Source organism: Brevundimonas denitrificans (genome assembly GCF_030160755.1).
In the GTDB taxonomy this organism is placed as follows: Bacteria; Pseudomonadota; Alphaproteobacteria; order Caulobacterales; family Caulobacteraceae; genus Brevundimonas; species Brevundimonas denitrificans.
Genome location: NZ_BSOY01000003.1, coordinates 23227 through 48940, shown reverse-complemented (window position 1 = coordinate 48940; position 25714 = coordinate 23227). Strand labels below are relative to the sequence as shown.

Genomic DNA, 25714 nt, shown 5'->3' with positions numbered 1-25714 from the left:
GCGGGTGGAGATCCGCACACCCCGCCTGATCCTGCGCTCCGCCCGCCCGGACGATCTGGAGGCGATGCACGCCGTCCTGTCGGACCCGCGCGCCACCCTCTGGTGGTCGACGCCGCCGCACGAGACGCTGGAGCAGACCCGGGAGTGGCTGGACGGCATGATCGCCAACGGCCCTGACCACCCCGACTTCGTGGTCGAGCGGGATGGCCGGGTCATCGGCAAGGCCGGCTTCTGGAACCTGCCGGACGTCGGCTACATCCTGCATCCTGACGTCTGGGGGCAGGGGCTGGCGTCCGAGGCGGTCGGGGCGGCCATCGACCATGTCTTCCGGACACGTGACATCGAATCCCTGACCGCCGACGTCGATCCGGAGAACGCCGCCTCGATTCGGCTGCTGGAGCGGCTGGGCTTCATCCGGACCGGCTTCGCCGAGCGCACCTGGAACGTCGGCGGCGTGTGGAAAGACAGTCTCTACTATGCCCTGACGCGCGCGGATCGGGCGGCGGCGACCGCCGGACAAGCTCCCGCTTGAACTCCGGGCCGGGTTGAGGCATAAGCCCGCCCTCGCTGGCGGCTCTTTCGGGCCGCCGCTGTTGTTTTCGCGCCTCCGCCGGCGCCGACCTTATAGAAGATTGAGACGGACATGGCCGTTCCGAAGCGCAAAGTATCGCCCTCGCGTCGCAACATGCGCCGCTCGCACGACTCGCTGGGCTCCAACCCGCACGTCGAGGACAAGGACACGGGCGAGCTGCGCCGCTCGCACCACATCGACCTGAAGACCGGCACCTATCGCGGCCGCCAGGTCCTGACGCCCAAGGAAGACTAGGTCTTTTCAGGCCTGTATCCGACCGAATGACGGCGCGCGGTTCACCGCGCGCCGTTTTCGTGCGTTGTATCTCCCACCCGAAGGAGTTGCGCCATGATCCGCCGCCTGATGCTGACCTCCGCCGTGCTCGCCCTCGCCGCCTGCGGCGCGCCCGACCCCGAGCCGGCCCCGACGCCCGAGCCCGCGACGCCGGTCGAAGCCCCGCCCGCCGCGGATGTGCTGACCGCCCAGGGCTTCGGCCCGCTGCGCATCGGCATGACGCGGGCCGAGGTCGAGAGCGCCCTGGGGGGCGATTCCAGCCCTGACTCCGTTGGCGGGCCGGATCCCGCTTCCTGCGACACCTTCCATCCCGCCCGCGCCCCGCAGGGCCTGACGGTGATGGTCGAGCAGGGCGTCCTGACCAGCATCTGGCTGGACGACGGCGCCACGATCAAGACGGACCGCGGCTTCGGCGTCGGCGATACGGCCACGGCGATCAAGGCCGCCTACGGACCGCTTGCGCACGTCTCGCCACACAAATACGCCGCCGCCCCGGCCGAATACGTCACCACCTGGAGCGTCGGCGGCGCCGCCGGCTATGTCCAGAATCCCTCAGCGCGCGGCATCGCCTATCACATCGGCACGGACGGCCGGGCCGAACATGTGGCCGCGGGCGGACCCAGCATCCAGTACGTCGAGGGCTGCGCCTGACGGTTGGCGATTCGGCGGGGGTTGGGCTAAACCCCCGCCAACTCCCCGACAGCAGAGCGCCCCCATGACCGACATCGCCGACATCGTCGCCCGCCAGATCCTCGACAGCCGCGGCAATCCGACGGTCGAGGTGGATGTGATCCTTGATGACGGCAGCTTCGGCCGGGCGGCCGTGCCGTCGGGCGCCTCGACCGGCGCCCATGAGGCGGTCGAACTGCGCGATGGCGACAAGGACCTCTGGGGCGGCAAGGGCGTCGGCAAGGCCGTCGACAACGTCAACGGCGAGATCTTCGACGCCCTCAGCGGCATGGACGCAGAGGACCAGCGTCGCATCGACGAGGCCCTGATCGCGCTGGACGGCACCGAGAACAAGGGCCGGCTGGGCGCCAACGCCATTCTCGGCGTGTCCCTGGCCGTGGCCAAGGCCAGCGCCATCTCCTCGGGCCTGCCGCTGCACCGCTATCTGGGCGGCGTCTCGGCCCGCATCCTGCCCACCCCCATGATGAACATCATCAACGGCGGGGCCCATGCCGACAATCCGATCGACATCCAGGAGTTCATGATCCTGCCGACCGGGGCGGACAGCTTCTCCGAGGCCCTGCGGATGGGGTCGGAAATCTTCCACGCCCTGCGCAAGCAGCTGAAGGACGCGGGCCACAACACCAACGTCGGCGACGAGGGCGGTTTCGCCCCCAACCTGGCCTCGGCCGAAGAGGCGCTGAGCTTCATCACCCGCGCCGGCCAGGCCGCAGGCTATCTGGCCGGCGAGGACTTCCACCTCGGCCTCGACGTCGCGGCCACGGAATTCTTCAAGGACGGCAAATACGTCATGGCCGGGGAGGGCAAGACGCTCGAGGCCGAGGCCATGGTCAACTATCTCGCCGACCTGTGCGAGCGCTTCCCCATAGTCTCGATCGAGGACGGTTGCGCCGAAGACGATTTCGACGGCTGGCGGATGCTGACCGAGCGTCTGGGCGACCGCTGCCAGATCGTCGGCGACGACCTGTTCGTCACCAACCCGGCCCGTCTGGCCGCGGGCATCGGCGAGGGTCTGGCCAACTCCATTCTGGTAAAGGTCAACCAGATCGGAACCTTGTCCGAAACTCTTGATGCTGTGGATATGGCCCATCGCGCCGGCTACACCGCCGTGATGAGCCACCGTTCGGGCGAGACCGAGGATTCGACCATCGCCGACCTCGCCGTGGCCACCAACTGCGGACAGATCAAGACCGGCTCGCTGGCCCGTTCGGACCGCACCGCCAAATACAACCAGTTGCTCCGCATCGAGGAGATGCTGGGCGACCAGGGGGCCTATTTCGGCGACGGCATGTTGCTCAACCGGTAACCGAAAACGGACGCGGCGGCGCCAAATCCTACTGCCAAGCTACGGTTCGTTAGGCATTTTCGGTCAGGATTCATTGATTGTGTGTCCACGCTCAGAAGGAGCGTCCAAAGTGCCCGAACGGATGAAGCCGTATTTCCCTTCCGCCATTCTGCTGTTGCTGGTCGTCTATCTGGGCGTTCAGGCCCTGACAGGGCAGCGCGGCCTGCTGAGCGGGCACGAGCGCGACGCCCTGATGGTGCGGCGCGAGGCGCAACTGGCCGGAATTCTGGAACAGCGGCGCGATCTCGAGGTCCGGGTCCGCTATCTGCGCACCGACAGCCTGTCCCGCGACCTGCTGGAAGAGCGCGCCCGCGCCGTCCTCGGCTTCGCCGACCCGCGCGACTACGTCATCAGGGTCTCCGCGCCGGCCGCGACGACAGGGCCCGCGCCGCGGGCGTGAACTTTCGTTACAGCTTGGCCAGAGCGCTTTGCCTTTCGGGAACGAAGGCTGCTAAAGCCCCCTTTCCGTAACGACAAGAGGTCCTGACGCGGGGCCCAGCCGGGAGATGATGGATGGCGAAAGCCCCCGCTTCGAAGACGACTTCGAAAGCCGCGAAAATCCCCAATACGCCGACGGCCTCGAAAGAGGACCTGCTGCGCTTCTATCGCGAGATGGTGCTGATCCGCCGTTTCGAGGAGCGCGCCGGCCAGCTGTACGGCATGGGTCTGATCGGCGGCTTCTGCCACCTCTACATCGGCCAGGAGGCCGTGGCCGTCGGCGTTCAGGAGAGCGTCAAACAGGGCCACGACAAGATCATCACCGGCTATCGCGACCACGGCCACATGCTGTGCGCCGGCATGGACCCGAAAGAGGTCATGGCCGAGCTGACCGGCCGCATCGGCGGCTCGTCCAAGGGCAAGGGCGGCTCGATGCACATGTTCGACACCGCCACCGGCTTCTACGGCGGCCACGGGATCGTGGGGGCGCAGGTAGCGCTCGGCACGGGTCTGGCCTTCGCCGGCCGCTATCGCGGCGACGACTCGGTCGCCTTCATCTATTTCGGCGACGGCGCGGCCAACCAGGGCCAGGTCTATGAGAGCTTCAACATGGCCCAGCTGTGGAAGCTTCCGGCCATCTACATCATCGAGAACAACCAGTACGCCATGGGCACGAGCATCGAACGCTCGTCGTCCACGACGCAGCTGAGCGAGCGCGGCTCCAGCTTCGGCATCCCGGGCGAGCAGGTGGACGGCATGGACGTGCTGGCCGTGCGCGACGCCGTGGCTCGCGCCGTCAAGCGCGCCCGCGAGGGCGGCGGCCCCTTCATCCTCGAGATGAAGACCTACCGCTATCGCGGGCACTCCATGAGTGATCCGGCCAAATACCGCGCCAAGGAAGAGGTCGACGAGGTCAAGAAGACCCGCGACCCGATCGATCACGTCAAGATGCTGCTGGACCAGGCCGGCGCGACTGAGGACGACCTCAAGGCGATCGACGCCGAGATCAAGACCATCGTCGCCGAGGCGGTGCAGTTCGCCCAGGAAAGCCCGGAGCCGGACCCGTCCGAGCTCTACACCGACGTCTATGTGGAGGCCTCAGCGTGACCGACATTCTCATGCCGGCGCTGTCGCCCACGATGGAAGAGGGCACGCTGACGAAGTGGCACATCAAGGCGGGGGACACGGTCAAGGCCGGGGACGTCATCGCCGAGATCGAGACCGACAAGGCCACGATGGAGGTCGAGGCCGTCGACGAGGGCGAGGTCGCCGAGATCCTCGTCGCCGAAGGCTCGGAGAACGTGAAGGTCAATACGCCGATCGCCCGTCTGGCGGGCGAGGCCGGCGCCGCGGCGCCCGCGCAGAAGGCTGAGGCTCCCAGGGCCGAGGCGGCCGAACCGGCCGCGCCCGCCGCGCCCGCCGCCGCGCCGGGCCCCAGGGTCGAGCTGCGTGATCCCGAGATCCCCGCCGACGCCAAACTGGTCAAGACCACCATCCGCGACGCCCTGCGCGACGCCATGGCCGAGGAGATGCGCCGCGACGAGAAGGTCTTCCTGATCGGCGAGGAAGTCGCCCAGTACCAGGGCGCCTACAAGGTCAGCCGCGAGCTGCTGCAGGAGTTCGGCGACAAGCGCGTCGTCGACACCCCGATCACCGAGCATGGTTTCGCCGGCCTCGGCGTCGGCGCCGCCATGGCGGGGCTGAAGCCGATCGTCGAGTTCATGACATTCAACTTCGCCATGCAGGCCATCGACCACATCATCAATTCGGCGGCCAAGACCCTCTACATGTCGGGCGGCCAGATCCGCGCCGGCATCGTCTTCCGCGGCCCCAACGGCGCCGCCAGCCGCGTCGGCGCCCAGCACAGCCAGGACTATTCGGCCTGGTACGCCCAGGTGCCCGGCCTGAAGGTCATCGCGCCCTATGACGCCGCTGACGCCAAGGGTCTGATGAAGGCGGCGATCCGCGACCCGAACCCGGTCGTCTTCCTCGAACACGAGATGATGTACGGGCTGGAGTTCGACGTGCCCGAAGGCGACTACGTCCTGCCCATCGGCAAGGCCAAGGTTCGCCGCGAGGGGACGGACGTCACCATCACCGCCCACAGCCGCATGGTCGGCTTCGCCCTGCAGGCTGCGGAACAACTGGCCGGGGAGGGCATCTCCTGCGAGGTGGTCGACCTGCGCACCCTGCGGCCGCTGGATCACGAGACCATCGTCGAGAGCGTGAAGAAGACCAGCCGCCTGGTTTCGGCCGAGGAAGGCTGGGGTCCGATGGGCGTCGGCGCCGAGGTCGTGGCCCGCGTCATCGAACACGCCTTCGACTACCTCGACGCGCCGCCGCTGCGGGTGCATCAGGAGGACGTCCCTCTGCCCTACGCCGCCAATCTGGAAGCCCTGTCGCTGCCGGGCGTGGACAAGATCGTCAAAGCCGTCCGGGCGGTGATGGCATGAGCCAGCCTGACGAATTCCAGCTGAAGACCCCGGCCAGCGTCGCCGCCGACGCCGAGGCGGTCGAAATCCTGCGCATCTGGTGGTCGAAGGGCGAGCCGGTCATGTCGATCAAGCCGGCCTTCAACGACCCGCGCCAGTTCGGCCAGGTCCTGGCCCTGGCCGCCCAGCACATGGCCCACGGCTACAACGTCCGGCACGGCCATGACGAGAAACAGGCCTACAACAAGATTCTCGCCGGCATTTCCGATGTGCTGAACGGCCCGGGGGTGGCGACCGTGGTCGAGGATCCGACCTCAGGGAGCCTGCAATGACCGACATCCTGATGCCCGCCCTGTCGCCCACCATGGAAGAGGGCGTTCTGGCCAAATGGCACGTCAAGGTCGGCGATGTGGTCAAGGCCGGCGACGTCATCGCCGAGATCGAGACCGACAAGGCGACCATGGAGGTCGAGGCCGTCGACGAGGGTGAGATCACCGACATCCTCGTGGCCGAAGGGACCGAGGGCGTGAAGGTCAATACGCCGATCGCCCGGCTGAAGGGGGAGGATGGGGCGGCCAGCCCCTCCACCGCTTCGCGGTCCCCCTCCCCGCAAAGCGGGGAGGAGACGCCCGCCGTCGCCACCAAGTCTCCTCCCCACGCCGGTGGGGAGGGGGACCAGCCGAAGGCTGGTGGAGGGGCGCCCGCCGCACCTGCGAAAGCCGACGGCGCCCGCGTCTTCGCCTCGCCGCTGGCGCGCCGTCTGGCCGCCCAGGGCAACATCGACCTGGCCTCAATCAAGGGCACGGGCCCGCACGGCCGCATCGTCAAGCGCGATCTCGAAGGCGCCCTGACCGGCGCCGCCAGGCCCGCCGCCGCAACGGCTCCGGCCGTCGCCGCCGAGCCCCGCAAGGTCCAGTCGCTGGCGCAGATGGGCATTCCGGACGGCAGCTACGATCTCGTCCCGCTGGACGGCATGCGCAAGGCCATCGCCCGGCGCCTGACCGACAGCTTCCGCGACGTGCCGCATTTCCCGCTGACCATCGACTGCCGCATCGACGGCCTGCTGGCCGCCCGGGTCAAGGTCAACGCCTTGCTTGAGAAGGACGGGGTCAAGGTCTCGGTCAATGACTTCGTCATCAAGGCCAGCGCCATGGCCCTGAAGGCCGTGCCCGAGGCCAACGCCAGCTATTCGCCCGAAGGCATCGCCATGCATCACCACGCCGATGTGGCGATGGCGGTGGCGATCGACGGCGGCCTGATCACCCCGATCATCCGCAAGGCCGAGACCAAGTCCCTGTCGCAGATCGCGACCGAGTCCAAGGACCTGGCCAAGCGCGCCCGCGACCGCAAGCTGAAGCCCGAGGAGTTCCAGGGCGGCACCTTCTCGGTCTCCAACCTCGGCATGTTCGGAATCCAGTCCTTCGCCTCGATCATCAACGAGCCCCAGGGCGCGATCATGAGCGTCGGCGCCGGCGAGCAACGCCCCGTCGTGGTCAATGGCCAGCTGGCGGTCGCCACCGTGATGACCGTCACCCTGACCTGCGATCACCGCGTGGTGGACGGCGCCATCGGCGCCAAATTCCTGCAGGTCTTCAAGGCGATGATCGAAGATCCCGTGACGATGCTGGCCTGATCGGAGACGCGGTGTGACCTCGGTCTACGACTTCAGCGCCACGGCCATCGACGGCGCCGAGACGGCGCTGGAGCAGTATCGCGGTCAGGCGCTCCTGATCGTCAACACAGCCTCGAAATGCGGCTTCACCGGCCAGTATGCGGGGCTGGAGGCGCTGCATCGTCAGTATGCGGACAAACCGTTCCAGGTGCTGGGCTTCCCCTGCAACCAGTTCGGCGCCCAGGAGCCCGGCAAGGCCGCCGAGATCGCCAGCTTCTGCTCCAGCACCTATGGCGTCGATTTTCCGATGTTCGACAAGGTCGAGGTCAACGGTCCGAACCGGCATCCCCTCTACGCCTGGCTGACCAGCCAGAAGAAGGGCTTCCTCGGCAGCCGCGACATCAAGTGGAATTTCACCAAATTCCTCACCGACCGGGAGGGGCGGGTGGTGGCGCGCTATGCGCCCCAGGTCGAACCCGAGACCATCAAGGCCGATATCGAGAAGCTGATCTGACATGGCCGCGCTGCGGGACCTCGCCATCGCCCTCGACCACCGCCCCGGCGCCCTTGCCGAAATGGGCGAAGCCCTGGCGCGCGCCGGCGTGAGCATCGAGGGCGGCGGCGCATGGATCGCCGGCGGAGGGGGCGTCGCCCACTTCCTGTTCACCGACGGGCCGGCCGCCCGTGCCGCGCTGGAAGCCGCGGGCATCCGGGTCGTCGCGGAACGCGAGGTTCTGGTCCAGCGGCTGCGGCAGGATGTGCCCGGCCAACTGGGACAGTTGACTCGCCGGATGGCCGGGGCCGGCGTCAACATCGAGGTTCTGTACAGCGATCACGACCATCAGATGATCCTTGTGGTCGACGACATGGCGAAGGGACGCGCGGTCTCCGAAGCCTGGACCCGCGAGACGGGCCTTTGACCACGACCGACGGTCCGGGCGAGGGCGAGGAAAGCTGTTCGGACTGCGGCGCCGCCCTGGTCGGACGCTTCTGCCACGCCTGCGGCCAGGACAATCGTTCGCGAAACCTGCCGATGAAGGACCTCATCGGCAATGTGCTGGCCGAGAGCTTCAACCTCGAGGGACGGACCTTCCTGACGGCGGACGCCATGCTGCGTCGGCCCGGCGATCTGCTGGTGGCCTTCCGCGAGGGCCGCAGCCTCTACACTACGCCGTTCAAGCTGTTCCTGATCGTCTCGGCGGTGTTCTTCGTCTTCCTGGTCTGGACGGACGTCGCCATCTACCAGTTCCTGCCGGTCCGGACCGGTGCGGAGCCGATCACGGCCGAACTGGTCCCGAACGGGGTCCGGCTGATCGGCGGCGCCCTCAGGGACGTCTTCCTGTTCCCGCGGGCTGACCAGGCGACGGCGCTGGAGACCATCGCCGCGCTGGAGGCGGCGCGGCCGGGAGCCGACGCGGTCCAGACCCGGGCGATCGACGACTTCATCCAGTACCAGAGGGCCTGGACCGACCTGAACGCCACCCTCGAGACCTGGCTGCCCCGCCTGCTGTGGCTGCTGATGCCGATCTACGGCCTGATGCTGTGGCCGCTGTTCGGAGGCCGGCGGCGGATGCTGGTCGAGCATTTCGTCTTCGCCCTGTGGGCCCACTGCCTGATCTTCATCCTGCTCGTGCTGTTCGCGACGCTGAACTGGCTCGGCCTCAGGCTCAGCTTCTGGCTTCTGGCTCTTCCGTATCTGGCCTATTTCACCCTGGCCGCGCGGCGCTACTACGCCGTCTCCACCGTCGGGGCCGCGTGGCGGGGGGCTGTCCACCTGCTGGCCTTCTTCCTGCTGGCCTGGATTCCCCTGTCGTTTGGCGTCGCCTGGGGCAGCGCCTGGAACAAGCTGCCGGACACCTTCTGGGTTTCGGAAACCAGCGAAGGTTTCGACGACATCGACCGCTGGGTTCTGCCCGACCCGCCCACCGATCCGGCGCCGTGAGCGGGAGGCCGGCCGGGGTGATCGCCGTCCTTGCGGCCAGACGGCTGACAAATTGTATCGCGCGCGGCTGGGGAGTGGCCCCCGGCGCCGTGGGCGCGTTAAAGAGGCCGGACATCCGGCGCGGCCCAGGAGACCTGACCCATGGCTGAATTCGACCTTATCGTCATCGGTTCCGGCCCCGGCGGCTATGTCGCGGCCATCCGCGCCAGCCAGCTGGGCCTGAAGGTCGCGATCGTCGAGCGCGAGAGCCTGGGCGGCATCTGCCTGAACTGGGGCTGTATCCCGACGAAGGCCCTGCTCAAGTCGGGCGAGAAATACGAGAGCCTGTCGCACCTGAAGGACTACGGCCTGTCCGCCGAAAAGGTCGGGTTCGACTTCGACGCCATCATCCAGCGTTCACGGGGCGTCGCCGCCACCATGAACAAGGGCGTCACCTTCCTGATGAAGAAGAACAAGATCGAGGTGATCGAGGGCACGGCGAAGCTGGAAAAAGGCGCCGCGGCCCCCAAGGTCGTCATCGCCCTCAAGGCCGGCGGCTCGCGCACGGTCGAGGCGAAGACGGTCATGCTGGCCGTCGGCGCCCGGGCCAAGGCCATCCCGCAGATCGGCCTTGAGGCCGACGGCGACCGTATCTGGGCCTACCGGGAGGCCATGGCGCCGAAGAAGATGCCGGTCTCGATCGTCGTCATCGGTTCGGGCGCCATCGGCATCGAGTTCGGCAGCTTCTACCGCGCCCTCGGGGCCGAGGTGACGGTGGTCGAGGCGGTGGACCGCATCCTGCCCGTTGAGGACGAAGAGGTCTCGAAGGCCGCCCGCCGGTCGTTCGAGAAGCGCGGCATGAAGTTCCGCGTCGGCTGCAAGGTCACCAGGGTGTCCAAAGGCGGCAAGGGCGTGCAGGTGGCCATCGAGGCCGACGGAAAGGCCGAGACGCTTGAGGCCGAGGTCTGCATCTCGGCGGTCGGCATCACCGCCAACACCGACGGCATCGGCCTGGAGGCGCTGGGCGTCAACATGGACCGCGGGCACATCACGATCGACGGCCACTGCCAGACCAACGTCAAAGGCCTGTACGCCATCGGCGACTGCGCCGGCGCGCCCTGGCTGGCGCACAAGGCCTCGCACGAGGGCATCCACGCCGCCGAGCACATCGCCGGCTACAAGACGCCCAACGTCCACTCGCCCATCGCCGGCTGCACCTACGCCCAGCCGCAGGTGGCCTCGGTCGGGATCACCGAACAGGGCGCGCGCGAGGCCAAGCTGGACGTGAAGATCGGCCGCTTCCCCTTCAAGGTGAACGGCAAGGCTGTCGCCGCCGGCGACACCGACGGCTTCGTCAAGGTGATCTTCGACGCGAAGACCGGCGCCCTGATCGGCGCCCATATGATCGGGGCCGAGGTCACAGAGATGATCCAGGGTTTCGTCACCGCCATCGCCATGGAGGCCACGGAAGAGGACATCCACGGCATCGTCTATCCGCACCCGACCATGTCCGAAGCCATGCACGAAGCGTCGCTGGACGCCTGGGGGCGGGTGCTGCACATCTGACGGGTCTCAGCCCGCCAGCACGTCCGCGCTCATCCGCTCCAGCAGCGCGCCGCCCTGACGGATGGCGGCCATCCGTCCCGCCGCGCCGTCCAGCACATTGGCGGCGTAGACCTCGTACAGGGTGATCTTGCCCTCGAGCCAGGCCGGGTCGCCCTGGCCGCCGTCCAGCTGGTCGCGGGCATGGATCGCGCCGAGCGCCAGCATCCAGCCGCCCGTGACGTCGCCGACCAGCTTCAGATAGCCGTCGGCGGCGGCCAGCACGTCGGCGGCGCCGTCCGCGGCGCCCTTGCGCTCCAGCAGCCAGGCCGTGGCCTCTTCCACCGCGGCGACGCCCTCGGCGAGGGCCTCGACCGGCCGGCCGGAATAGAGGCGCGGCAGCACGGCCAGGGTCGCCTTCATGTCGGCGATCAGGTCCCGCACCGACTGGCCGCCGTCCTGCGACAGCTTTCGGCCGACCAGATCCATGGCCTGGATGCCGTTGGTGCCCTCATAGATCGGGGCGATGCGGGCGTCGCGATAGTATTGGGCCGCGCCCGTCTCCTCGATGAAGCCCATGCCCCCGTGGATCTGAACCCCCATGGAGGCGACCTCGCAGCCGATGTCGGTCGACCAGGCCTTGGCGATTGGGGTGAACAGGTCCTCGCGACCCTTCCAACGGCGGCGGTCCTCGTCCGTGGCCGCGTGCTTCGCCAGATCGGCGGCGACGCCGGTCGACAGGCAGATGGCGCGGGCGGCGGCGATCTTGGCCTTCATCACCGCCAGCATGCGGCGCACGTCCGGATGGTCGACGATCGGGGCGTTGGCCTCGCCGGTCCAGGCGGAGCGGCCCTGACGCCGGTCGCGGGCGTAGGCGAGGGCGTGCTGATAGGCCCGCTCGGCGATGCCCACCCCCTCGACGCCGACGGCGAGGCGGGCGGCGTTCATCATCACGAACATATGGGCCAGGCCCTGGTTGGGCTGGCCGACCAGTTCGGCGGTCGCGCCTTCGTAGGACATCACGCAGGTGGGCGAGGCGTGGATGCCCAGCTTGTGCTCGACCCCTACCGCGCGGAAGCCGTTGCGCGCGCCCAGGGACCCGTCCTCGTTCAGCAGGAATTTGGAGGCGAGGAACAGGCTGATCCCCTTGGGCCCCGCAGGCGCGTCGGGCAGGCGGGCCAGCACCATGTGGACGATGTTGTCCGTGGCGTCGTGGTCGCCCCAGGTGATGAAGATCTTCTGGCCGTGCAGGGCCCAGGTCCCGTCGCCGTTCGGGGTCGCCGTGGCGGTCAGGGCGCCGAGGTCCGACCCCGCGCCCGGCTCGGTCAGCACCATGGCCCCGGTCCATTCGCCGCTGACCAGTTTCGACAGATAGATATCCTTCTGCGAGGGCGTGCCATGGGCTTCCAGCGCCTCGATGGCGGCCAGCGACAGCATGGGACACAGGCCGAAGGCCATGTTGGCCGCGTGGACCGTCTCATAGGCCGCCAGCTCCAGCGCCTTGGGCAGTTGCTGGCCGCCGGCGTGGGCGGGGGCGGACAGGCCGGTCCAGCCGCCCTCGGCGAACTGGCGATAGGCGTCGGCGAAGCCCGGGGCGGCGCTCACCGCGCCGTCGGCCCAGGTCGAGCCCTTCAGGTCGCCGATCCGGTTCAGGGGCGCCAGCACGCCTTCGGAGAACTGCGCCGCCGCCTCGAGCACGGCGCCGAGCAGGTCGGCGTCATAGTCGGGAAAGGCGCCGGTGGCCGCGACCCGGTCGATCCCGGCCACGGCCTGCAGGGTGAAGGCGAGATCGCGGACGGGGGCGCGGTAGGTCATGGCGGTCGGGCCTTTACTGGTCTGATATGCGTTCATGCCGCCTTGCCCCGACGGTATGCAAGCGCGGCCCTTGGCGTCAGGCCTGCGCTGGTCCAGTCTGGGGGCTCCGGACGGGTGAGGGACCATGGCTGAACCGCGCAACCGCTATTCGACCGTCTCGCTGATCCTGCACTGGCTTATCGCCGCGCTGGTGGCGACCCAGATCGGCCTGATCGCGGCGCATGAGGCGACGGACGGCCCGATCTCGCGCGAGTTCGTCCAGATCCACAAATCGGTGGGCCTGAGCATCCTGGTGCTGACGCTCGGCCGTCTGGGTTGGCGCATCGCCAATCCGGCCATTCCCCTGCCGGCGGCGATGCGCGCCTGGGAGAAGGGACTGGCGCGCGCCACCCACGTCCTGTTCTACGCCTTCATGATCGGCATGCCGCTGGTCGGCTGGGCCGCGTCGTCGGCGGCCGGTCGCGAGATCCAGTGGTTCGGCCTGGTCCCGTGGCCGCTGCTGCCCATCGGCGGGGGGCGTGAGATGGCGGGCCAGCTGATGGACATGCACGAGCTGGCGGCCAAGGCGCTCTATGTCCTGATCGTCCTGCATGTCGTCGGCGCGCTGAAGCATCATTTCGTCGATCGGGACAATGTCCTGCACAGGATGATCCCGTGGATCCCGCGGCGGCCGTGAGGCGGCGCGCCGTCCTGGCCTTCGCCCTCCTGGCCCTCTTGACCCAGACGGGCGCGGCGGCGATCCCGTGGACGGTGGACCGGGACGCGTCCCGCATCGAGATGTCGGTGCGGGCTTTCGGCGGCTCGCACAGCGGCCGGTTCGGCGACTGGCGTGGCGACATCGTCTTCGATCCCGACGCCCCGGACCGGACCCGGGCCACGGTGGTCGTCCAGTCCGCCTCGCTGGCGATGTCGCCGGCCGCCGTGTCGGGTCGCGCCACCGGTCCCGCCTTCCTCGACGCCGCGCGCTATCCGCTGATCCGCTTCGACCTGCGGGCGCTGGAGCCGCTCGGCGGGGATCGCTACACCGCCCGCGCCGAGGTGACGATGAAGGGGGTGACCCGCCCGGTCGCCTTCCCCGTGGACTTGCGCGTGACCGGCGACCGGGCGCATCTGACGGGCGCGTTCGTGCTGAATCGCGCGGATTTCGGCATAGGGACATCGGGGCCTTGGAACAGGCTGGTCGGACGGCAGGTGACGGTGCGGGTGGCGCTTCAGGCGCGCCGCGCCTGACCGTGTCCGACGCCGAGGCCGCCCGCGCCCTGGCCGAAGGCCATCTGGTCATCCTGCCGACCGAGACCGTCTATGGCCTCGCCGCCGACGCCGGAAACGCCGTCGCCGTCGCCGCCATCTTCGAGGCCAAGGGCCGGCCGCGATTCAATCCCCTGATCGCCCATGTCGCCGACGCCGTGCAGGCTGAGGCCATCGCCGTCTTCGACGCCCGGGCGAGGGCCCTCGCCGAGGCCTTCTGGCCCGGTCCCCTGACCATCGTGGCCCCCGTCCGGGACCGGGACCGCGTCTGCGATCTGGCCCGCGCCGGTCTGGACAGCGTCGCCGTGCGGGTGCCCGGCCACGCCCGCGCCCGGGCCGTCATCGCCGCCTTTGGAGGCCCGGTCGTCGCCCCCTCCGCCAACCGCTCGGGCCGCCCCAGCCCCACCACCTTCGCCGACGCGGTCGAGGAGACGGGCGCCTTCGCCGCGGCGGCCCTCGACGGCGGCGACTGCGCCGTCGGCGTCGAGAGCACCGTGGTCTCGGTGCTGGATGGCCGCGTCTCCCTGCTGCGCCCCGGCTCGGTCACCCGAGAGGAGATCGAGGCCGTCGTCGGCCCGCTCGACCGGGACGGGGAGGGCCATCGCTCCCCGGGCCGGATGGCCCTGCACTACGCCCCCGATGCCCCTGTCAGGATCGATGTCGTCGAGCCGCGGCCCGATGAAATCCTGCTCGGCTTCGGCCCCGGCGTCGGGGCGCTCCGCTGGAGCCTGAGCCCGTCGGGCGACCTGCGCGAGGCGGCGGCCAATCTGTTCCGACGGCTGCGGGAAGCGGACCGGGAGCAGCCGGCGGGGATCGCGGTGTCGCCCATCCCGGCGCAGGGGCTCGGCGAGGCGATCAACGACCGGCTCAGGCGGGCGGCGGGGTTTGTGGGGTAGGCGCTACTGCGCCGTCCAGCCGCCGTCGATCGAGAAGCTGGCCCCGTTGGCCGACGCCCCGAGATCACTGACCAGATACAGCATCATTCCGGTCAGCTCATCGGTCGTCACGAACCGCTTGGTCGGCTGGGAGCCGAGAATGACGTCCTTCAGCACCGCCTCCTTCGACAGGCCGCGCGTGCGGGCCTGGTCGGCGATCTGTTTCTCGACGATCGGCGTCTCGACGAAGCCGGGGCAGATGGCGTTGCAGGTGATGTTGTCCTGCGCCACTTCCAGGGCCACGGTCTTGGTGAAGCCGATCACCCCGTGTTTGGCCGCGACATAGGCCGACTTGAACGGACTGGCGACCAGGCCGTGGGCCGAGGCCACGTTGATGATCCGGCCGCGCCCCTGGGCCTTCATGATCGGGATGGCCGCGCGGGTGGCGTAGAAGGTCGAGGACAGGTTGATGGCGATGATCTGTTCCCACTTGTCGGAGGGGAATTTCTCGACCGCCTCGACGTGCTGGACGCCGGCGTTGTTGATCAGGATGTCGACCCGGCCGAGCTGGTGCTTGCCATAGGCGACCATGTCAGCGACCTCGTCGCCGCGCAGCATATTGGCGGCGTGATAGCGCACCTGCACGCCGCAGCTGGCCTCCAGCTCCGACCGCGTCCGCTCGATCTCGGACGGATCGCCCAGGCCGTTCAGCACCACATCGCCGCCGCGCGAGGCGATGGCGCGGGCGAAGGCCAGGCCGATGCCGGAGGTGGAGCCCGAGATCACCGCCACCTGACCCTTCAGGTCGCCTATGTCGCGGAAGGGCTCGCGGGCTGTCTCTGAGCCGTCACCGCGTTTGGGCCATTGGAACATAAGGGTCTCGTCCGTCCGTCAGTCTGGTGTCGCCAGCCTAGCCGTTCGCGGTTGCGAAGGCGACAGTCGGGATTAATTTCCCGACCTGATGAATATCCACTCTGTCTCGCTCGAGGCCGCCTTGTCAAAGCGATAGCCGTCGCGGTCGAAGGCCTTGAGGTCTTCGGCCCGTTCGATCCGCTCGTCGATGGCGAACCGGGTCATGCCGCCGCGCGCCTTCTTGGCGAAGAAGGAGATGATCCGGCTCTCGCCGCCCTTCGATTCGCGGAACTGCGGCGTCACCACCGGCAGTTTCAGCGCCCGGGCGTCGACGGCGCCGAAATATTCCTGGCTGGCGAGGTTCACCAGGACCCGCTGCCCATGGCCTTCGGCGTCGGCGTTCAGCTGTTTGGCGATCCGGTCGCCCCAGAAATCGTACAGGCTGGACCCGCGCCGGGTCTTCAACCGCGTGCCCATCTCCAGCCGATAGGGCTGGATCCGGTCCAGCGGCCGCAGCAGGCCATACAGGCCCGACAGAATGCGCACATGGTCCTGGGCGAAGGCCAGACCGGCCGCATCCAGTTCCCGCGCCTTCAGCCCCTCATAGACGTCGCCGGCGAAGGCGAAGGCCGCCTGCACGCCGTCGGTCGAGTCGGGGTCCAAGGCCTGGAAGCGTTCGCGGTTCAGCCGCGCCAGATCGTCGGAAAGGCTCATCAGCCGGCGCAACTCGGCCACGGTCCGGCCGCGCGCGGTTCTGGCGAGTGACGCGGTGTCCTCAAGGAAGCGCCGCTCGCTGGCGGGCAGGCCGGGATCGGCTTCGGTGAAATCCAGCCGCTTGGCCGGGGACAGGACGATCAACAAGACGGAGCTCCGGCGGCGCAGCCGTCGAGATAGGCCGCTTCGATGACGAATTGAACCGGGCGGGACGTCGCGCTCAGACCGCCTGTGAATAAAGCGCCGCCAGCACCGCCGGGATGCGCTCCGGCAGGTCTTCCGCGATCAGTCCGGGGCCGAAACCCCGCGCCGCCTCGGCATGCATCCAGACGGCGGCGCGGGCCGCGTCGAAACTGTCCATCCGCTGCGCCATCAGACCGGCGATCATCCCGGCCAGGACATCGCCGCTGCCGGCCGTGGCCAGCCAGGGCGTGCCGTTGTCATTCACGCTCAGACGCCCGTCCGGCGCCGCGATCACGGTCGCCACCCCTTTCAGCACCACGACCGCGCCCGCCCGCTTCGCCGCCTCGGCCGCCGCCGCCTCGCGGCCCTGCTCCAGCAGCACCGGAAACAGGCGCCGGAACTCGCCCTCGTGCGGGGTCAGGACATCATCCCGGTCCAGCACCTCGAACAGGTCCTCGGGCCAGCCCTCGAACACGGTCAGTCCGTCGGCGTCCACGACCAGGGCGGCGCCGGTGCCTGCGAGGGCGCGGACATTGGCCTGGGTGGCGTCATTGATCCCGGCCGCCGGGCCGATGACGACGGCGTCGAGGTTCGCGGCCGCCTCCGCCAGGGCTTCATCCGAGCCGAACGGGGTCAGCATGATCGCCTCGATGGCCGGAGCGATCACGGCTGTCGCATCCGGCGGGCACAGGATGCGCACCACGCCCGCGCCGATCCTGAGACCCGCCCGCGCCGCCAGCCTGGCCGCGCCGGTCTGGGTCGCCTTGCCGGACACGACGCCCAGCCGGCCGCGCGCGTGCTTGTGCACATCGACCGCGGGCCAGGGCAGGGTCGTTCGCCAGTCGGGCAGGGCGGGGCGGGTCATCCCGACTTGCGTCCGTTCACGGATGGCGACCTAGGACGAAAAACACTTGCCTTATTGTGCAATGCAATGTCCCCTTGCGGTCCAAGTGTGCGGCACGAAATAGCCCGCCTGGGATCGCCGATGAAAAAGATTGAAGCCGTCATCAAGCCCTTCAAGCTGGATGAAGTAAAAGAAGCGCTGCAGGATGCCGGCGTGCAAGGCATGACGGTGCTGGAGGCCAAGGGATATGGTCGCCAGAAGGGTCATTCCGAACTATACCGCGGCGCCGAATACGTCATCGACTTTCTGCCCAAGATCAAGATCGAGGTGGTGGTTCCCGACGACATGGTCAATTCGGTTGTCGACGCCATCCAGGCCGCCGCCCGCACCGGCAAGATCGGCGACGGCAAGATCTTCATCTCCGACGTCCTCGACGTCATCCGCATCCGCACCGGCGAAACCGGCGCACAGGCCGTATAGTCTCTTCCTCCACCGGCCGCTCCACAAGGCGGCCGTTTTCATTCCTCCCCCGCCAGACAGGATCCACAAGACATGAGCGCCGGCAAGATTCTAAAGGAGATCAAGGAGAAGGACGTTAAATACGTCGATCTCCGTTTCACCGACACCAAGGGTCGGATGCAGCACGTCACCTTCGACATCGACCTGGTCGATGAGGAGTTCCTCGAAGAGGGGACCATGTTCGACGGTTCCTCCATCGCCGGCTGGAAGGCGATCAACGAGTCCGACATGCTGCTCAAGCCGGACCTCGCCAATTTCTGGATCGATCCCTTCTACCAGCAGACGACGATGTTCCTGTTCTGCGACGTGCTGAACCCCGACACCGGCGAGCCGTACAACCGCGACAGCCGCTCGATGGCCAAGAAGGCCCTGGCCTATGTCCAGTCCTCGGGTGTGGGCGACACCGTCTATTTTGGCCCGGAGGCCGAGTTCTTCATTTTCGACGACGTGCGCTGGTCAACCGCCCCGCACGACACCGGCTATGCCTATGACTCCATCGAGCTGCCGGCCAACACCGGAGCCGAATATTCGGAAGGCAACATGGGTCACCGTCCGACCCACAAGGGCGGGTATTTCCCGGTCAACCCGACCGACAGCGCCCAGGACCTGCGCGGCGAGATGCTGGGCGTCATGCGCGACCTGGGCATGCAGCCCGAGAAGCACCACCACGAGGTGGCCCCGGCCCAGCACGAACTGGGCCTGAAGTTCAGCGACCTCCTGACCATGGCCGACCGGACCCAGCTCTATAAATATGTGATCCACAACGTCGCCGCCGCCTACGGCAAGTCGGCCACCTTCATGGCCAAGCCGACCTTCGGCGACAACGGCTCGGGCATGCATGTGCACCAGTCGATCTGGCGCGACGGCAAGCCGCTGTTCGCGGGCGACAAATACGCCGGCCTGTCGGACCTCTGTCTCTGGTACATCGGCGGCATCATCAAACACGCCAAGGCCATCAACGCCTTCGCCAACTCGACCACCAACTCCTACAAGCGGCTGGTCCCCGGCTATGAAGCCCCGGTGAAACTGGCCTATTCGTCGCGCAACCGCTCCGCCTCGATCCGGATTCCGTGGGTCAATTCGCCCAAGGCCAAGCGCATCGAAGCCCGCTTCCCCGATCCGATGGGCAACCCCTATCTGACCTTCGTCGCCCTGTTGATGGCCGGTCTCGACGGCATCGAGAACCGCATCGATCCGGGCGCGCCGGCCGACAAGAACCTCTACGACCTGCCGCCGGAAGAGCGCGGCTCGATCCCCGAGGTCTGCGGCTCGCTGAAGGAGGCGCTGGACGCCCTCGACCAGGACCGCGCCTTCCTCAAGAAGGGCGGCGTCATGGATGACGACTTCATCGACAGCTACATCGAGCTGAAGATGGAAGAGGTGATGCGTCTGCAACTGCATCCGCATCCGGTCGAATTCGACATGTACTACAGCTGCTGACCGGCGGCTGAGGCTGGACAGTCAAAGGCGCCGGACGGGATCCCGTCCGGCGCCTTTTTCATTCTGTTGAGCGAGGGTTTAGCGGTTGGTGGTTTCGACCTCGATGCCGTCACGGCCGGCGCGGACCGTCGTGCTGTCGCCGTCGCGGCGATCGCTTTCAATGACTACCGGCGGGCCGGGGACGGCGACTTCGCGCTCGATGACCACGGGGGCGGCGGGGACCTCGCGCTCGATGATCGTCGTCGTGTCGGTGTCGCGGGCGGCGTCCGCATCGTCGGCGGCCGGGGTGCAGGCAGCGGCGCCGAAGGCGACGAGCGCCAGCGCGGCGACAGTGGTGAGCGTGTGGCGGATGGTCATGGACGGACTCCTGAATGGGAACCCGATGCTAACGGCCACGCTCGGCCGTTGTTCCTGCCTAGTGGACGCTGACCGCCACCGGGTTCCAGCTCTCCGCCGGCTGGACCTCGGCCGGGAAGGTGATGCGCACGCCGCCGCCCGGTGCGCCGCGGGTGATCAGTAGCCGTCCACCCAGCTGTTCGGTGATCGCTTCGAACAGGGGGATGTCGTCCGGGGCGGGCCCTTCGCCCTCGGTCACCGCGAGATTCAGGAACCGGTCCCGCCCGTCCTCGTCGAGGGTGACGGCGAGTGACACCGCGGTCCGCTGGGCTTTCAGGGTGTTCAGATACTCCAGCAGCACCAGCCCCAGAGATGTCGCCTGTTCCAGCGGGATGTCGCGCGCTCCGCCGGCGATGCTGACGCGATCGGACGGCACGCCCCCACGGGCCGCGGCGGCCTCGACCAGCTTGCGGGCGAAGGCCTCGAACGGGATGCGACGGTCGACCCCGCCGGTGAACTCCCGGTGGGTGCGCGAGATCACCAGGGTGCGCGAGGCGGCGTTGGTCAGCACCCGCGAGACGAAGGGGTCGGCTTCTTCTCGGGCCCGCAGTTGCAGGATGGCGGAGATCAGCTGGAGATGATCCGTGGTCCGTTGGGCATGATCGCGGAACAGCTCGGCCTGACCCATGGCCAGGGCTTCGACCTGGGCGTGTTTGGTGGTCAGGGTGTTCAGCCGCGCGCGGATGGTGCTGAGCACATGAATCAGCAGCAGGGAGGAGACGAGGAAGAAGCCCAGGGCGACCATGGCGCGCCCGTCGGTCGGGAAGGAGAAGGGCTTCGGCCCCATGAAATTGTAGACGATCACCGTCGAGAGGCCGGCCGCCATCAGTCCGGGCCGGCCGCCCAGCCAATAGGCCGACAGGATCACGCCTGGATAGAAGCAGGTGTAGCCGTAGCCGCTGGCGAGATAGGGCGAGAGCAGCAGCCGCACCCAGAGCGAGATGAGCACGAGGCCGGCCGCGGCCCAGTACCGGGCGCCGGGAATTCCCCTTAACCGCGTCAGGATCGCGCTCACGCGGGAAGGGGAGGCGGTCAGGAGCGCGGAGGGGGTTTCCATGGCGTGTCAATATCACACCGGCCAGACTGCGTCGCCGGGCTCAGGCCAGCCCTTCGGCCGCATCGGCCTTGTTGCGGCGGAATTCGATCAGCCGCACGCACCAGATCGAGATCTCGTAGAGCAGCACCAGCGGGACAGCGAGCATGATCTGGCTGATCGGATCGGGCGGGGTGACGACGGCGGCGACCACCACCACGGCCATGATGGCGTAGCGGCGACCCTCGGCCATGACCTTCGAGGAGATGATTCCCGCGAGACCGAGCAGGGTCATCACCACCGGCAGCTGGAAGCACAGGCCGAAGGCCAGCAGCAGGGCGGTGACCAGGTTCAGATAGTCCGACACCTTGGGCAGAAGGGCCGCCGATACGCCGCCGCCGGTGATCTGCTGGCTCAGGGAGAACCACATGACGAAGGGCAGCATGACGAAATAGACCAGGGCCGCGCCCAGCATGAACAGCAGCGGCGCCGCCAGCAGGAAGGGCAGGAAGGCGCCCTTCTCGTTGCGGTACAGGCCCGGCGCCACGAACCGGTACAACTGCCAGGCCAGGACGGGGAACGACACGACAATGGCCCCGAAGCCCGCCAGCTTCATCTTGGTGAAAAGAATTTCCAGCGGGGCCGTGTAGATCAGATTGACCGTCTGGCCGTCGACGCCGGGCAGGGGCTTGAGCCCTGCGGTGCCAAGGATCAGATCGAGCGGCGAGACATGGCCGCCGGGGCCGACCGACTGGTGGAAGGCCGCGGCCGCCGCGAACGGCTTGACCAGAAAGATGTACAGCGGCTCGGCGAAATAGAAGCAGACGAAGAAGCTGATGATGAAGGCGATCACGCAGATCACCAGCCGCCCGCGCAGCTCGATCAGATGATCCATCAGGGGCGCGCGCGACGCCTCGATCTCATCCTCGTCGGTGTCCAGGCGGCTCACAGGTCGACCTTTTTGGCGCGGATGGGCCGCGACTTGCCGCTGGCGGTCTTGATGGAGGCGACCGGCGCGTCGGACTTCTTCGTTGTGGTCTTCCGGGACTTGGCGGCCGTCCCGGTCCTGGGCGCGGTTTTCGCGTCGGGCTTCGGCGCGTCTGCCGGCTCAAGCGGCGTCATCACCGGCGGGCTGTCCGGCCATTCGTCCGGCGCGGCCAGCATGACCGGCTCGTCCAGCGGCCGGTTCAGGTCGTCGCGGATTTCGCGGAACGCGGCGTCGGCCTCGGCCCCCAGCGGGACCATGCCCTGACCGGTCCGCAGCGCCTGGACCTCCTTGCGCAGTTCGTCCAGCTCGGACTGGCGCGCCATTTCGTCGAAGCTTGAGCGGAACTCATTGGCCATGGCGCGGGCGCGGGCCATCACCCGGCCGATCTTGCGCATCAGCAACGGCAAATCCTTTGGCCCCACCACAAGCAGGGCCACGATGCCGATCACGAGGATTTCAAAGCCGCCGATACCGGGGCCGAGGCCACCCATCCGTCAGGTCTCCGACGTCAATGAGGGGGCTACGACTTCAGGTCTTCTTTTTCGGCGTCGGTGCGGGGCAGGGCGCCCGCGCGCTCGTCCGAAGGCTTGTCCGAATCGGTGTCCTTCAGGCCTTCGCGGAAGGCCTTGATGCCCTTGGCCGCGTCGCCCATCAGGCCCGACAGCTTGCCGCGCCCGCCGAACAGCAGCAGGGCGACGATCGCGACGATGGCCCAGTGCCAGATGCCGAAAGTACCCACGAACCGTCTCCTCGTTCGGGCCCATGCGCGGCCCGCTCAAACACTTGTGCCGCATATAGGCCGTTCAGTGGCGCGACGCCAAGCGATTGCCGCGTCAGGTCGCCACGCTGTTGGCTCGAACCCAGACGGCGAGCGCGTCTTCGTCCATCTGGCTGGCCGCGATGGCATAGAAGGCCCTGACCGCATCCCCGTCGGTCGCCGCCAGTATCCAGCCATTGAGTTCCAGAAACACGCCCACGCCAAGGAAGGCTGCGCGCTTGTTGCCGTCGACGAAAGGATGGTTCTTGGCCGGACCAATGCCATAGCTCGCGGCCAGATCGCGGATGTCCTCGACACCCTCATAACTCCAGCGATTAAAGGGTCGCGCGAGGGCGGATTCCAGCAAACCCTCGTCCCGCAAACCGGATGATCCGCCCGTGCGGGCCAGAACGTAGTCGTGCAGTTCGATGACGTCGGCCTTGGCGAGCTAACGTGGCTCGACCTTCATTTGGCGAGGGCTTCGAACGTCTTGATGTAGCGCTCGACGAAGGCTTTGCCGCGTTCGACCGCCGTGGCCTCCACGGCTTCGATCGCCACGACGTCGCCCACCGCCGCGCCGAGCGAGGCCAGGTCCGCCGCATCCAGCTGAATGACGGGCTTTCCGGCGACTTCTGCAATCTTCAGATGGATCATGGCGGCGCTCCTGCCTAGGAACATACGCCAAACCGGATTCGCCTCCAACCAGCCGGAGGCCGGAGCCGCTGACCAAAGGTTCGCTCTTGTCCCACGTGATCATCCACACCGACGGCGCCTGCAAGGGCAATCCCGGCCCCGGCGGCTGGGGCGCGATTCTCCAGACCGGCGGCGGTCACGAGAAGGAACTGTGCGGCGGCGAACCCCTGACCACCAACAACCGCATGGAGCTGATGGGGGCGATCAGCGCGCTCGAGGCCCTGTCCCGCCCATGCCGCGTCGATCTGCACACCGACAGCCGCTACGTCATGGACGGCATCACCAAATGGATCGGTCCGTGGAAGGCGCGCGGCTGGAAGACGGCGGACCGGAAGCCGGTCAAGAATGAGGACCTGTGGAAACGCCTCGACGCCGCCCGCGCCCGCCACGAGGTCAAATGGCACTGGGTCAAGGGCCATGTCGGCCATGAACTCAACGAACGCGCCGACGGCCTGGCCAACCGCGGAATCGAGAAAATGCGGGCGGGTTAGGCCGGCCGCACCTTCAGCTTCGGCCCGTCCATCCCCTCGACGATGACGCTCTCGCCGGCCAGCGGGGCCGCGCCCTCGATCTCGGCGACCCATTCGGCGCCCGAGACGAACACCCGGCCGCGGCCGTCGACGAAGGCCTGGACCACCTGGGCGCGCTGGCCGATCAGCCGGACGTCTCGGGCGTTGATGTCCGGCGCGTCCGACGGATTGACCCGCTGGATCAGCCGTCGTGACAGCAGGGTGGCGATCACGGTCAGGGCGGCGAACAGGGCCACCTCTCCGGCGAAGCCCAGCGGCAGGCCGAGGGCGGTGACCACGGCCACCACCCCCGCCGACACCGCCGGCCACAGCAGCCATTCGGTCGAAAAGGCCGCCTCGATCGCCAGAAGGATCACGCCCAGGGCCAGCCAGATCCAGAACGGCTGGGCCGCGTGCAGGTCAGTCAGGGCTTCCATGGATCAGGTCCTCGGAACGGAAGGGCGGGGCGGGCGCGGCGGGGTCGGACGAGCGGGCGCGGGCGGCGGCGGGGCGTCGCGACGCACGTCGCTGCGGCCCTGCTGTTGTTCCTTCGCCAGGCCGACCAGCTCGCCGAGGCCGGCGATGGTGCCGACCAGGCCAGACATCTCCGCCGGCACGATCACCGTCTTCGCCGTCGGGTTGCGCGCCAGTTCGGCGAAGGCCTCGACGTATTTCTGGGCCACGAAATAGTTGATGGCGTTGACGTCGCCGGCCGCGATGGCCTGGGACACCATGGCGGTGGCCTTGGCCTCAGCCTCGGCTTCGCGCTCGCGGGCCTCGGCGTCGCGGAAGGCGGCTTCGCGCCGCCCTTCGGCTTCCAGAATGGCGGCCTGTTTGGCGCCCTCGGCGCGGGCGATGGCGGCCTGTTTCTCGCCGTCGGCCTCGGTGATGACGGCGCGGCGTTCGCGCTCGGCCTTCATCTGGCGGGCCATGGCGTTGGTGATGTCGGCCGGCGGGGTCAGGTCCTTGATCTCGATGCGGTTGACCTTGACGCCCCACGGCTCGGTCGCCGCGTCGATCACGGTCAGCAGGCGGGAGTTGATCGAGTCCCGCTGGAACAGCACCTCGTCCAGCTCCATCGAGCCGACCACGGTGCGCAGGTTGGTCGAGCACAGCTGGGTGATGGCGTAGGGCAGGTTCTCGATCCGGTAGGCCGCCGCCGAAGCCTCCATCACCTGGATGAAGACGATGGCGTCCACCTTCACCATGGCATTGTCCTTGGTGATGACCTCTTGCTGAGGAACATCAAGAACTTGTTCCATCATGTTCATGCGCCGGCCGATCCGCTCGACGAACGGCGTGAGGATGCTGATGCCGGGGCTGAGGGTGCGCGTGTATTTGCCGAACCGCTCGACGGTCATCTCGCGGCCCTGGGGCACGATCTTGACCACGCTGAACAGCAGCACGAAGGCCAGCACCACCAGCGCGACGGTGAATAGAAGCGACGTGTCCATGATATCTCCCTGTCCGGCTCAGGTTAGCACCCTGTGGCCCGCACGCCACAGAAACCGGACAGGGCGGAGATGACATCCGCGTAATCTGCGCCATTCAGCGCGCGGCGGCGGCCATGCGGATGATCCGGCGCGTCTCGGACCAGCCGATCAGGGTCTCGACCTCTCCCAGCGCCACGAACCGCGCCTCGACGGCGTCGTCCCCGGCCACCGGCTCGCCCGACAGCCACCGCGCCGCATAGTCGATCAGCACATAGTGCCGGCCCGCTTCGGGAAACAGGCCGTCGACGACATCGACCAGCCCCGTGATCTCGGCCGCGACCCCGGTCTCCTCGCGCAGCTCCCGCAGAGCCGCGTCCGCCGCCCGTTCGCCGGGCTCGATCCGCCCGCCGGGCAGGCTCCATTCGCCCTGGCGCGGCGGCGTCCCGCGCCGGATCAACAACACGGAGTCGCCCCGCAGGCAGACGACGCCGACGCACGGGACGGGGGTGGGCAGGGAGACGGACATCCACCAACCCTGACACGGCCCTTTCGCCGCGCCCACGACTTTGA

General features: G+C 68.1%; 33 protein-coding genes. 19 read left to right on the top strand and 14 right to left on the bottom strand.

Annotated elements, in window-relative coordinates; genetic code table 11:
• Positions 1–4 precede the first annotated feature (4 nt).
• From QQJ79_RS01525 to lpdA, 13 genes are all read left to right on the top strand, one after another.
• Positions 5–532 carry a GNAT family N-acetyltransferase gene (locus QQJ79_RS01525; protein ID WP_284220379.1) on the top strand — a complete coding sequence of 176 codons (528 nt, stop codon included), beginning with the start codon at positions 5–7 and terminating at the stop codon, positions 530–532.
• Positions 533–643: 111 nt separating this feature from the next.
• Positions 644–826, top strand: coding sequence for a 50S ribosomal protein L32 (rpmF, locus tag QQJ79_RS01520; protein WP_284220375.1), 183 nt, complete (start codon positions 644–646; stop codon positions 824–826).
• A 93-nt stretch (positions 827–919) separates the two neighbouring features.
• The gene (locus QQJ79_RS01515; RefSeq protein WP_284220373.1) at positions 920–1516 is read left to right on the top strand and encodes a hypothetical protein; all 597 of its coding nucleotides are present in this window, start codon (positions 920–922) and stop codon (positions 1514–1516) included.
• Between the two features lie 64 nt (positions 1517–1580).
• Positions 1581–2861, top strand: a complete 1281-nt coding sequence (gene eno / locus QQJ79_RS01510; RefSeq protein ID WP_284220370.1) for a phosphopyruvate hydratase — start codon at positions 1581–1583, stop codon at positions 2859–2861.
• Between the two features lie 121 nt (positions 2862–2982).
• Positions 2983–3300: an FtsB family cell division protein gene (locus QQJ79_RS01505; RefSeq protein WP_431307562.1), complete on the top strand. Its 318-nt coding sequence runs from the start codon at positions 2983–2985 to the stop codon at positions 3298–3300.
• 113 nt (positions 3301–3413) lie between these two features.
• Positions 3414–4445 carry a pyruvate dehydrogenase (acetyl-transferring) E1 component subunit alpha gene (pdhA, locus tag QQJ79_RS01500; protein WP_284220366.1) on the top strand — a complete coding sequence of 344 codons (1032 nt, stop codon included), beginning with the start codon at positions 3414–3416 and terminating at the stop codon, positions 4443–4445.
• The gene (locus QQJ79_RS01495; RefSeq protein ID WP_284220364.1) at positions 4442–5791 is read left to right on the top strand and encodes a pyruvate dehydrogenase complex E1 component subunit beta; all 1350 of its coding nucleotides are present in this window, start codon (positions 4442–4444) and stop codon (positions 5789–5791) included. The genes pdhA and QQJ79_RS01495 overlap by 4 nt, the downstream gene beginning before the upstream one ends.
• A complete protein-coding gene (locus QQJ79_RS01490) occupies positions 5788–6102 on the top strand; it encodes a DUF5076 domain-containing protein (RefSeq protein WP_284220362.1) in 315 nt (104 codons plus the stop codon). The genes QQJ79_RS01495 and QQJ79_RS01490 overlap by 4 nt, the downstream gene beginning before the upstream one ends.
• Complete coding sequence (locus QQJ79_RS01485) at positions 6099–7403, top strand: pyruvate dehydrogenase complex dihydrolipoamide acetyltransferase (protein ID WP_284220360.1); 1305 nt, start codon at positions 6099–6101, stop codon at positions 7401–7403. Before QQJ79_RS01490 ends, QQJ79_RS01485 begins: the two co-directional genes overlap by 4 nt.
• Positions 7404–7416: 13 nt before the next feature.
• Positions 7417–7896: a glutathione peroxidase gene (locus tag QQJ79_RS01480; RefSeq protein ID WP_284220358.1), complete on the top strand. Its 480-nt coding sequence runs from the start codon at positions 7417–7419 to the stop codon at positions 7894–7896.
• Between the two features lies 1 nt (position 7897).
• Positions 7898–8302 carry a hypothetical protein gene (locus tag QQJ79_RS01475; RefSeq protein ID WP_284220356.1) on the top strand — a complete coding sequence of 135 codons (405 nt, stop codon included), beginning with the start codon at positions 7898–7900 and terminating at the stop codon, positions 8300–8302.
• Positions 8299–9324 carry a DUF3667 domain-containing protein gene (locus QQJ79_RS01470; RefSeq protein WP_284220355.1) on the top strand — a complete coding sequence of 342 codons (1026 nt, stop codon included), beginning with the start codon at positions 8299–8301 and terminating at the stop codon, positions 9322–9324. The genes QQJ79_RS01475 and QQJ79_RS01470 overlap by 4 nt, the downstream gene beginning before the upstream one ends.
• 141 nt (positions 9325–9465) lie before the next feature.
• Positions 9466–10869, top strand: a complete 1404-nt coding sequence (gene lpdA, locus QQJ79_RS01465; RefSeq protein WP_284220354.1) for a dihydrolipoyl dehydrogenase — start codon at positions 9466–9468, stop codon at positions 10867–10869.
• 6 nt (positions 10870–10875) lie between these two features.
• Here the strand turns inward: lpdA and QQJ79_RS01460 are convergent, their stop codons facing one another.
• On the bottom strand, positions 10876–12660 hold the full coding sequence (locus tag QQJ79_RS01460) for an acyl-CoA dehydrogenase (protein ID WP_284220437.1): 1785 nt from the start codon (positions 12658–12660) through the stop codon (positions 10876–10878).
• A 124-nt stretch (positions 12661–12784) separates the two neighbouring features.
• On the opposite strand from QQJ79_RS01460, the gene QQJ79_RS01455 reads away from it, so the two are divergent.
• Genes QQJ79_RS01455 through QQJ79_RS01445 form a run of 3 tightly spaced genes read left to right on the top strand, consistent with a single transcriptional unit; the run spans position 12785 to position 14804 of the window.
• Entirely contained in the window at positions 12785–13336 is a 552-nt protein-coding gene (locus tag QQJ79_RS01455) for a cytochrome b (protein WP_284220353.1), read from the top strand.
• Positions 13315–13890: a YceI family protein gene (locus QQJ79_RS01450; RefSeq protein ID WP_284220352.1), complete on the top strand. Its 576-nt coding sequence runs from the start codon at positions 13315–13317 to the stop codon at positions 13888–13890. The genes QQJ79_RS01455 and QQJ79_RS01450 overlap by 22 nt, the downstream gene beginning before the upstream one ends.
• Positions 13887–14804 carry an L-threonylcarbamoyladenylate synthase gene (locus tag QQJ79_RS01445; RefSeq protein WP_431307561.1) on the top strand — a complete coding sequence of 306 codons (918 nt, stop codon included), beginning with the start codon at positions 13887–13889 and terminating at the stop codon, positions 14802–14804. Before QQJ79_RS01450 ends, QQJ79_RS01445 begins: the two co-directional genes overlap by 4 nt.
• Positions 14805–14807: 3 nt before the next feature.
• On the opposite strand, the gene QQJ79_RS01440 is transcribed toward QQJ79_RS01445, so the two are convergent.
• The 3 genes from QQJ79_RS01440 to QQJ79_RS01430 all read right to left on the bottom strand — a co-directional run bounded on the left by QQJ79_RS01440 (position 14808) and on the right by QQJ79_RS01430 (position 17397).
• Entirely contained in the window at positions 14808–15656 is an 849-nt protein-coding gene (locus QQJ79_RS01440; RefSeq protein WP_284220348.1) for a 3-hydroxybutyrate dehydrogenase, read from the bottom strand.
• A gap of 72 nt (positions 15657–15728) precedes the next feature.
• Complete coding sequence (yaaA, locus tag QQJ79_RS01435) at positions 15729–16496, bottom strand: peroxide stress protein YaaA (RefSeq protein WP_284220346.1); 768 nt, start codon at positions 16494–16496, stop codon at positions 15729–15731.
• A gap of 73 nt (positions 16497–16569) precedes the next feature.
• A complete protein-coding gene (locus QQJ79_RS01430) occupies positions 16570–17397 on the bottom strand; it encodes an NAD(P)H-hydrate dehydratase (RefSeq protein ID WP_284220345.1) in 828 nt (275 codons plus the stop codon).
• 120 nt (positions 17398–17517) lie between these two features.
• Between QQJ79_RS01430 and QQJ79_RS01425 the strand changes: the two genes are divergently transcribed.
• Both QQJ79_RS01425 and glnA read left to right on the top strand, forming a co-directional pair.
• Positions 17518–17856 (top strand): P-II family nitrogen regulator, encoded by a 339-nt coding sequence (locus tag QQJ79_RS01425; RefSeq protein WP_284220343.1) that lies wholly within the window; start codon positions 17518–17520, stop codon positions 17854–17856.
• A 72-nt stretch (positions 17857–17928) separates the two neighbouring features.
• On the top strand, positions 17929–19335 hold the full coding sequence (gene glnA, locus QQJ79_RS01420; RefSeq protein WP_284220341.1) for a type I glutamate--ammonia ligase: 1407 nt from the start codon (positions 17929–17931) through the stop codon (positions 19333–19335).
• Positions 19336–19413: 78 nt separating this feature from the next.
• Here glnA and QQJ79_RS01415 read toward each other — a convergent pair whose 3' ends face one another.
• From QQJ79_RS01415 to QQJ79_RS01385, 7 genes are all read right to left on the bottom strand, one after another.
• The gene (locus QQJ79_RS01415; protein ID WP_284220339.1) at positions 19414–19692 is read right to left on the bottom strand and encodes a hypothetical protein; all 279 of its coding nucleotides are present in this window, start codon (positions 19690–19692) and stop codon (positions 19414–19416) included.
• 58 nt (positions 19693–19750) lie between these two features.
• Positions 19751–20788 carry a DUF4118 domain-containing protein gene (locus QQJ79_RS01410; protein WP_284220337.1) on the bottom strand — a complete coding sequence of 346 codons (1038 nt, stop codon included), beginning with the start codon at positions 20786–20788 and terminating at the stop codon, positions 19751–19753.
• A gap of 40 nt (positions 20789–20828) precedes the next feature.
• Complete coding sequence (gene tatC, locus QQJ79_RS01405; RefSeq protein WP_284220331.1) at positions 20829–21713, bottom strand: twin-arginine translocase subunit TatC; 885 nt, start codon at positions 21711–21713, stop codon at positions 20829–20831.
• Positions 21710–22243, bottom strand: coding sequence for a Sec-independent protein translocase protein TatB (tatB, locus tag QQJ79_RS16010; RefSeq protein WP_348521768.1), 534 nt, complete (start codon positions 22241–22243; stop codon positions 21710–21712). Before tatB ends, tatC begins: the two co-directional genes overlap by 4 nt.
• 29 nt (positions 22244–22272) lie before the next feature.
• Entirely contained in the window at positions 22273–22491 is a 219-nt protein-coding gene (locus tag QQJ79_RS01395) for a twin-arginine translocase TatA/TatE family subunit (protein WP_284220329.1), read from the bottom strand.
• Positions 22492–22585: 94 nt separating this feature from the next.
• Positions 22586–22939, bottom strand: coding sequence for a type II toxin-antitoxin system death-on-curing family toxin (locus tag QQJ79_RS01390; RefSeq protein WP_284220436.1), 354 nt, complete (start codon positions 22937–22939; stop codon positions 22586–22588).
• Positions 22940–22974: 35 nt separating this feature from the next.
• Positions 22975–23163, bottom strand: a complete 189-nt coding sequence (locus QQJ79_RS01385; RefSeq protein ID WP_284220328.1) for a hypothetical protein — start codon at positions 23161–23163, stop codon at positions 22975–22977.
• 86 nt (positions 23164–23249) lie between these two features.
• Here QQJ79_RS01385 and rnhA point away from each other — a divergent pair, with 86 nt between their 5' ends.
• Positions 23250–23693, top strand: coding sequence for a ribonuclease HI (gene rnhA, locus QQJ79_RS01380; RefSeq protein ID WP_431307560.1), 444 nt, complete (start codon positions 23250–23252; stop codon positions 23691–23693).
• Here the strand turns inward: rnhA and QQJ79_RS01375 are convergent.
• The 3 genes from QQJ79_RS01375 to QQJ79_RS01365 all read right to left on the bottom strand — a co-directional run bounded on the left by QQJ79_RS01375 (position 23690) and on the right by QQJ79_RS01365 (position 25670).
• A complete protein-coding gene (locus QQJ79_RS01375; protein ID WP_284220326.1) occupies positions 23690–24148 on the bottom strand; it encodes an NfeD family protein in 459 nt (152 codons plus the stop codon). The two genes, rnhA and QQJ79_RS01375, sit on opposite strands and share 4 nt — an antisense overlap.
• A 3-nt stretch (positions 24149–24151) precedes the next feature.
• Positions 24152–25165: an SPFH domain-containing protein gene (locus tag QQJ79_RS01370; protein ID WP_284220324.1), complete on the bottom strand. Its 1014-nt coding sequence runs from the start codon at positions 25163–25165 to the stop codon at positions 24152–24154.
• Between the two features lie 94 nt (positions 25166–25259).
• A complete protein-coding gene (locus QQJ79_RS01365) occupies positions 25260–25670 on the bottom strand; it encodes an NUDIX hydrolase (RefSeq protein WP_284220323.1) in 411 nt (136 codons plus the stop codon).
• Between the last annotated feature and the right edge of the window lie 44 nt (positions 25671–25714).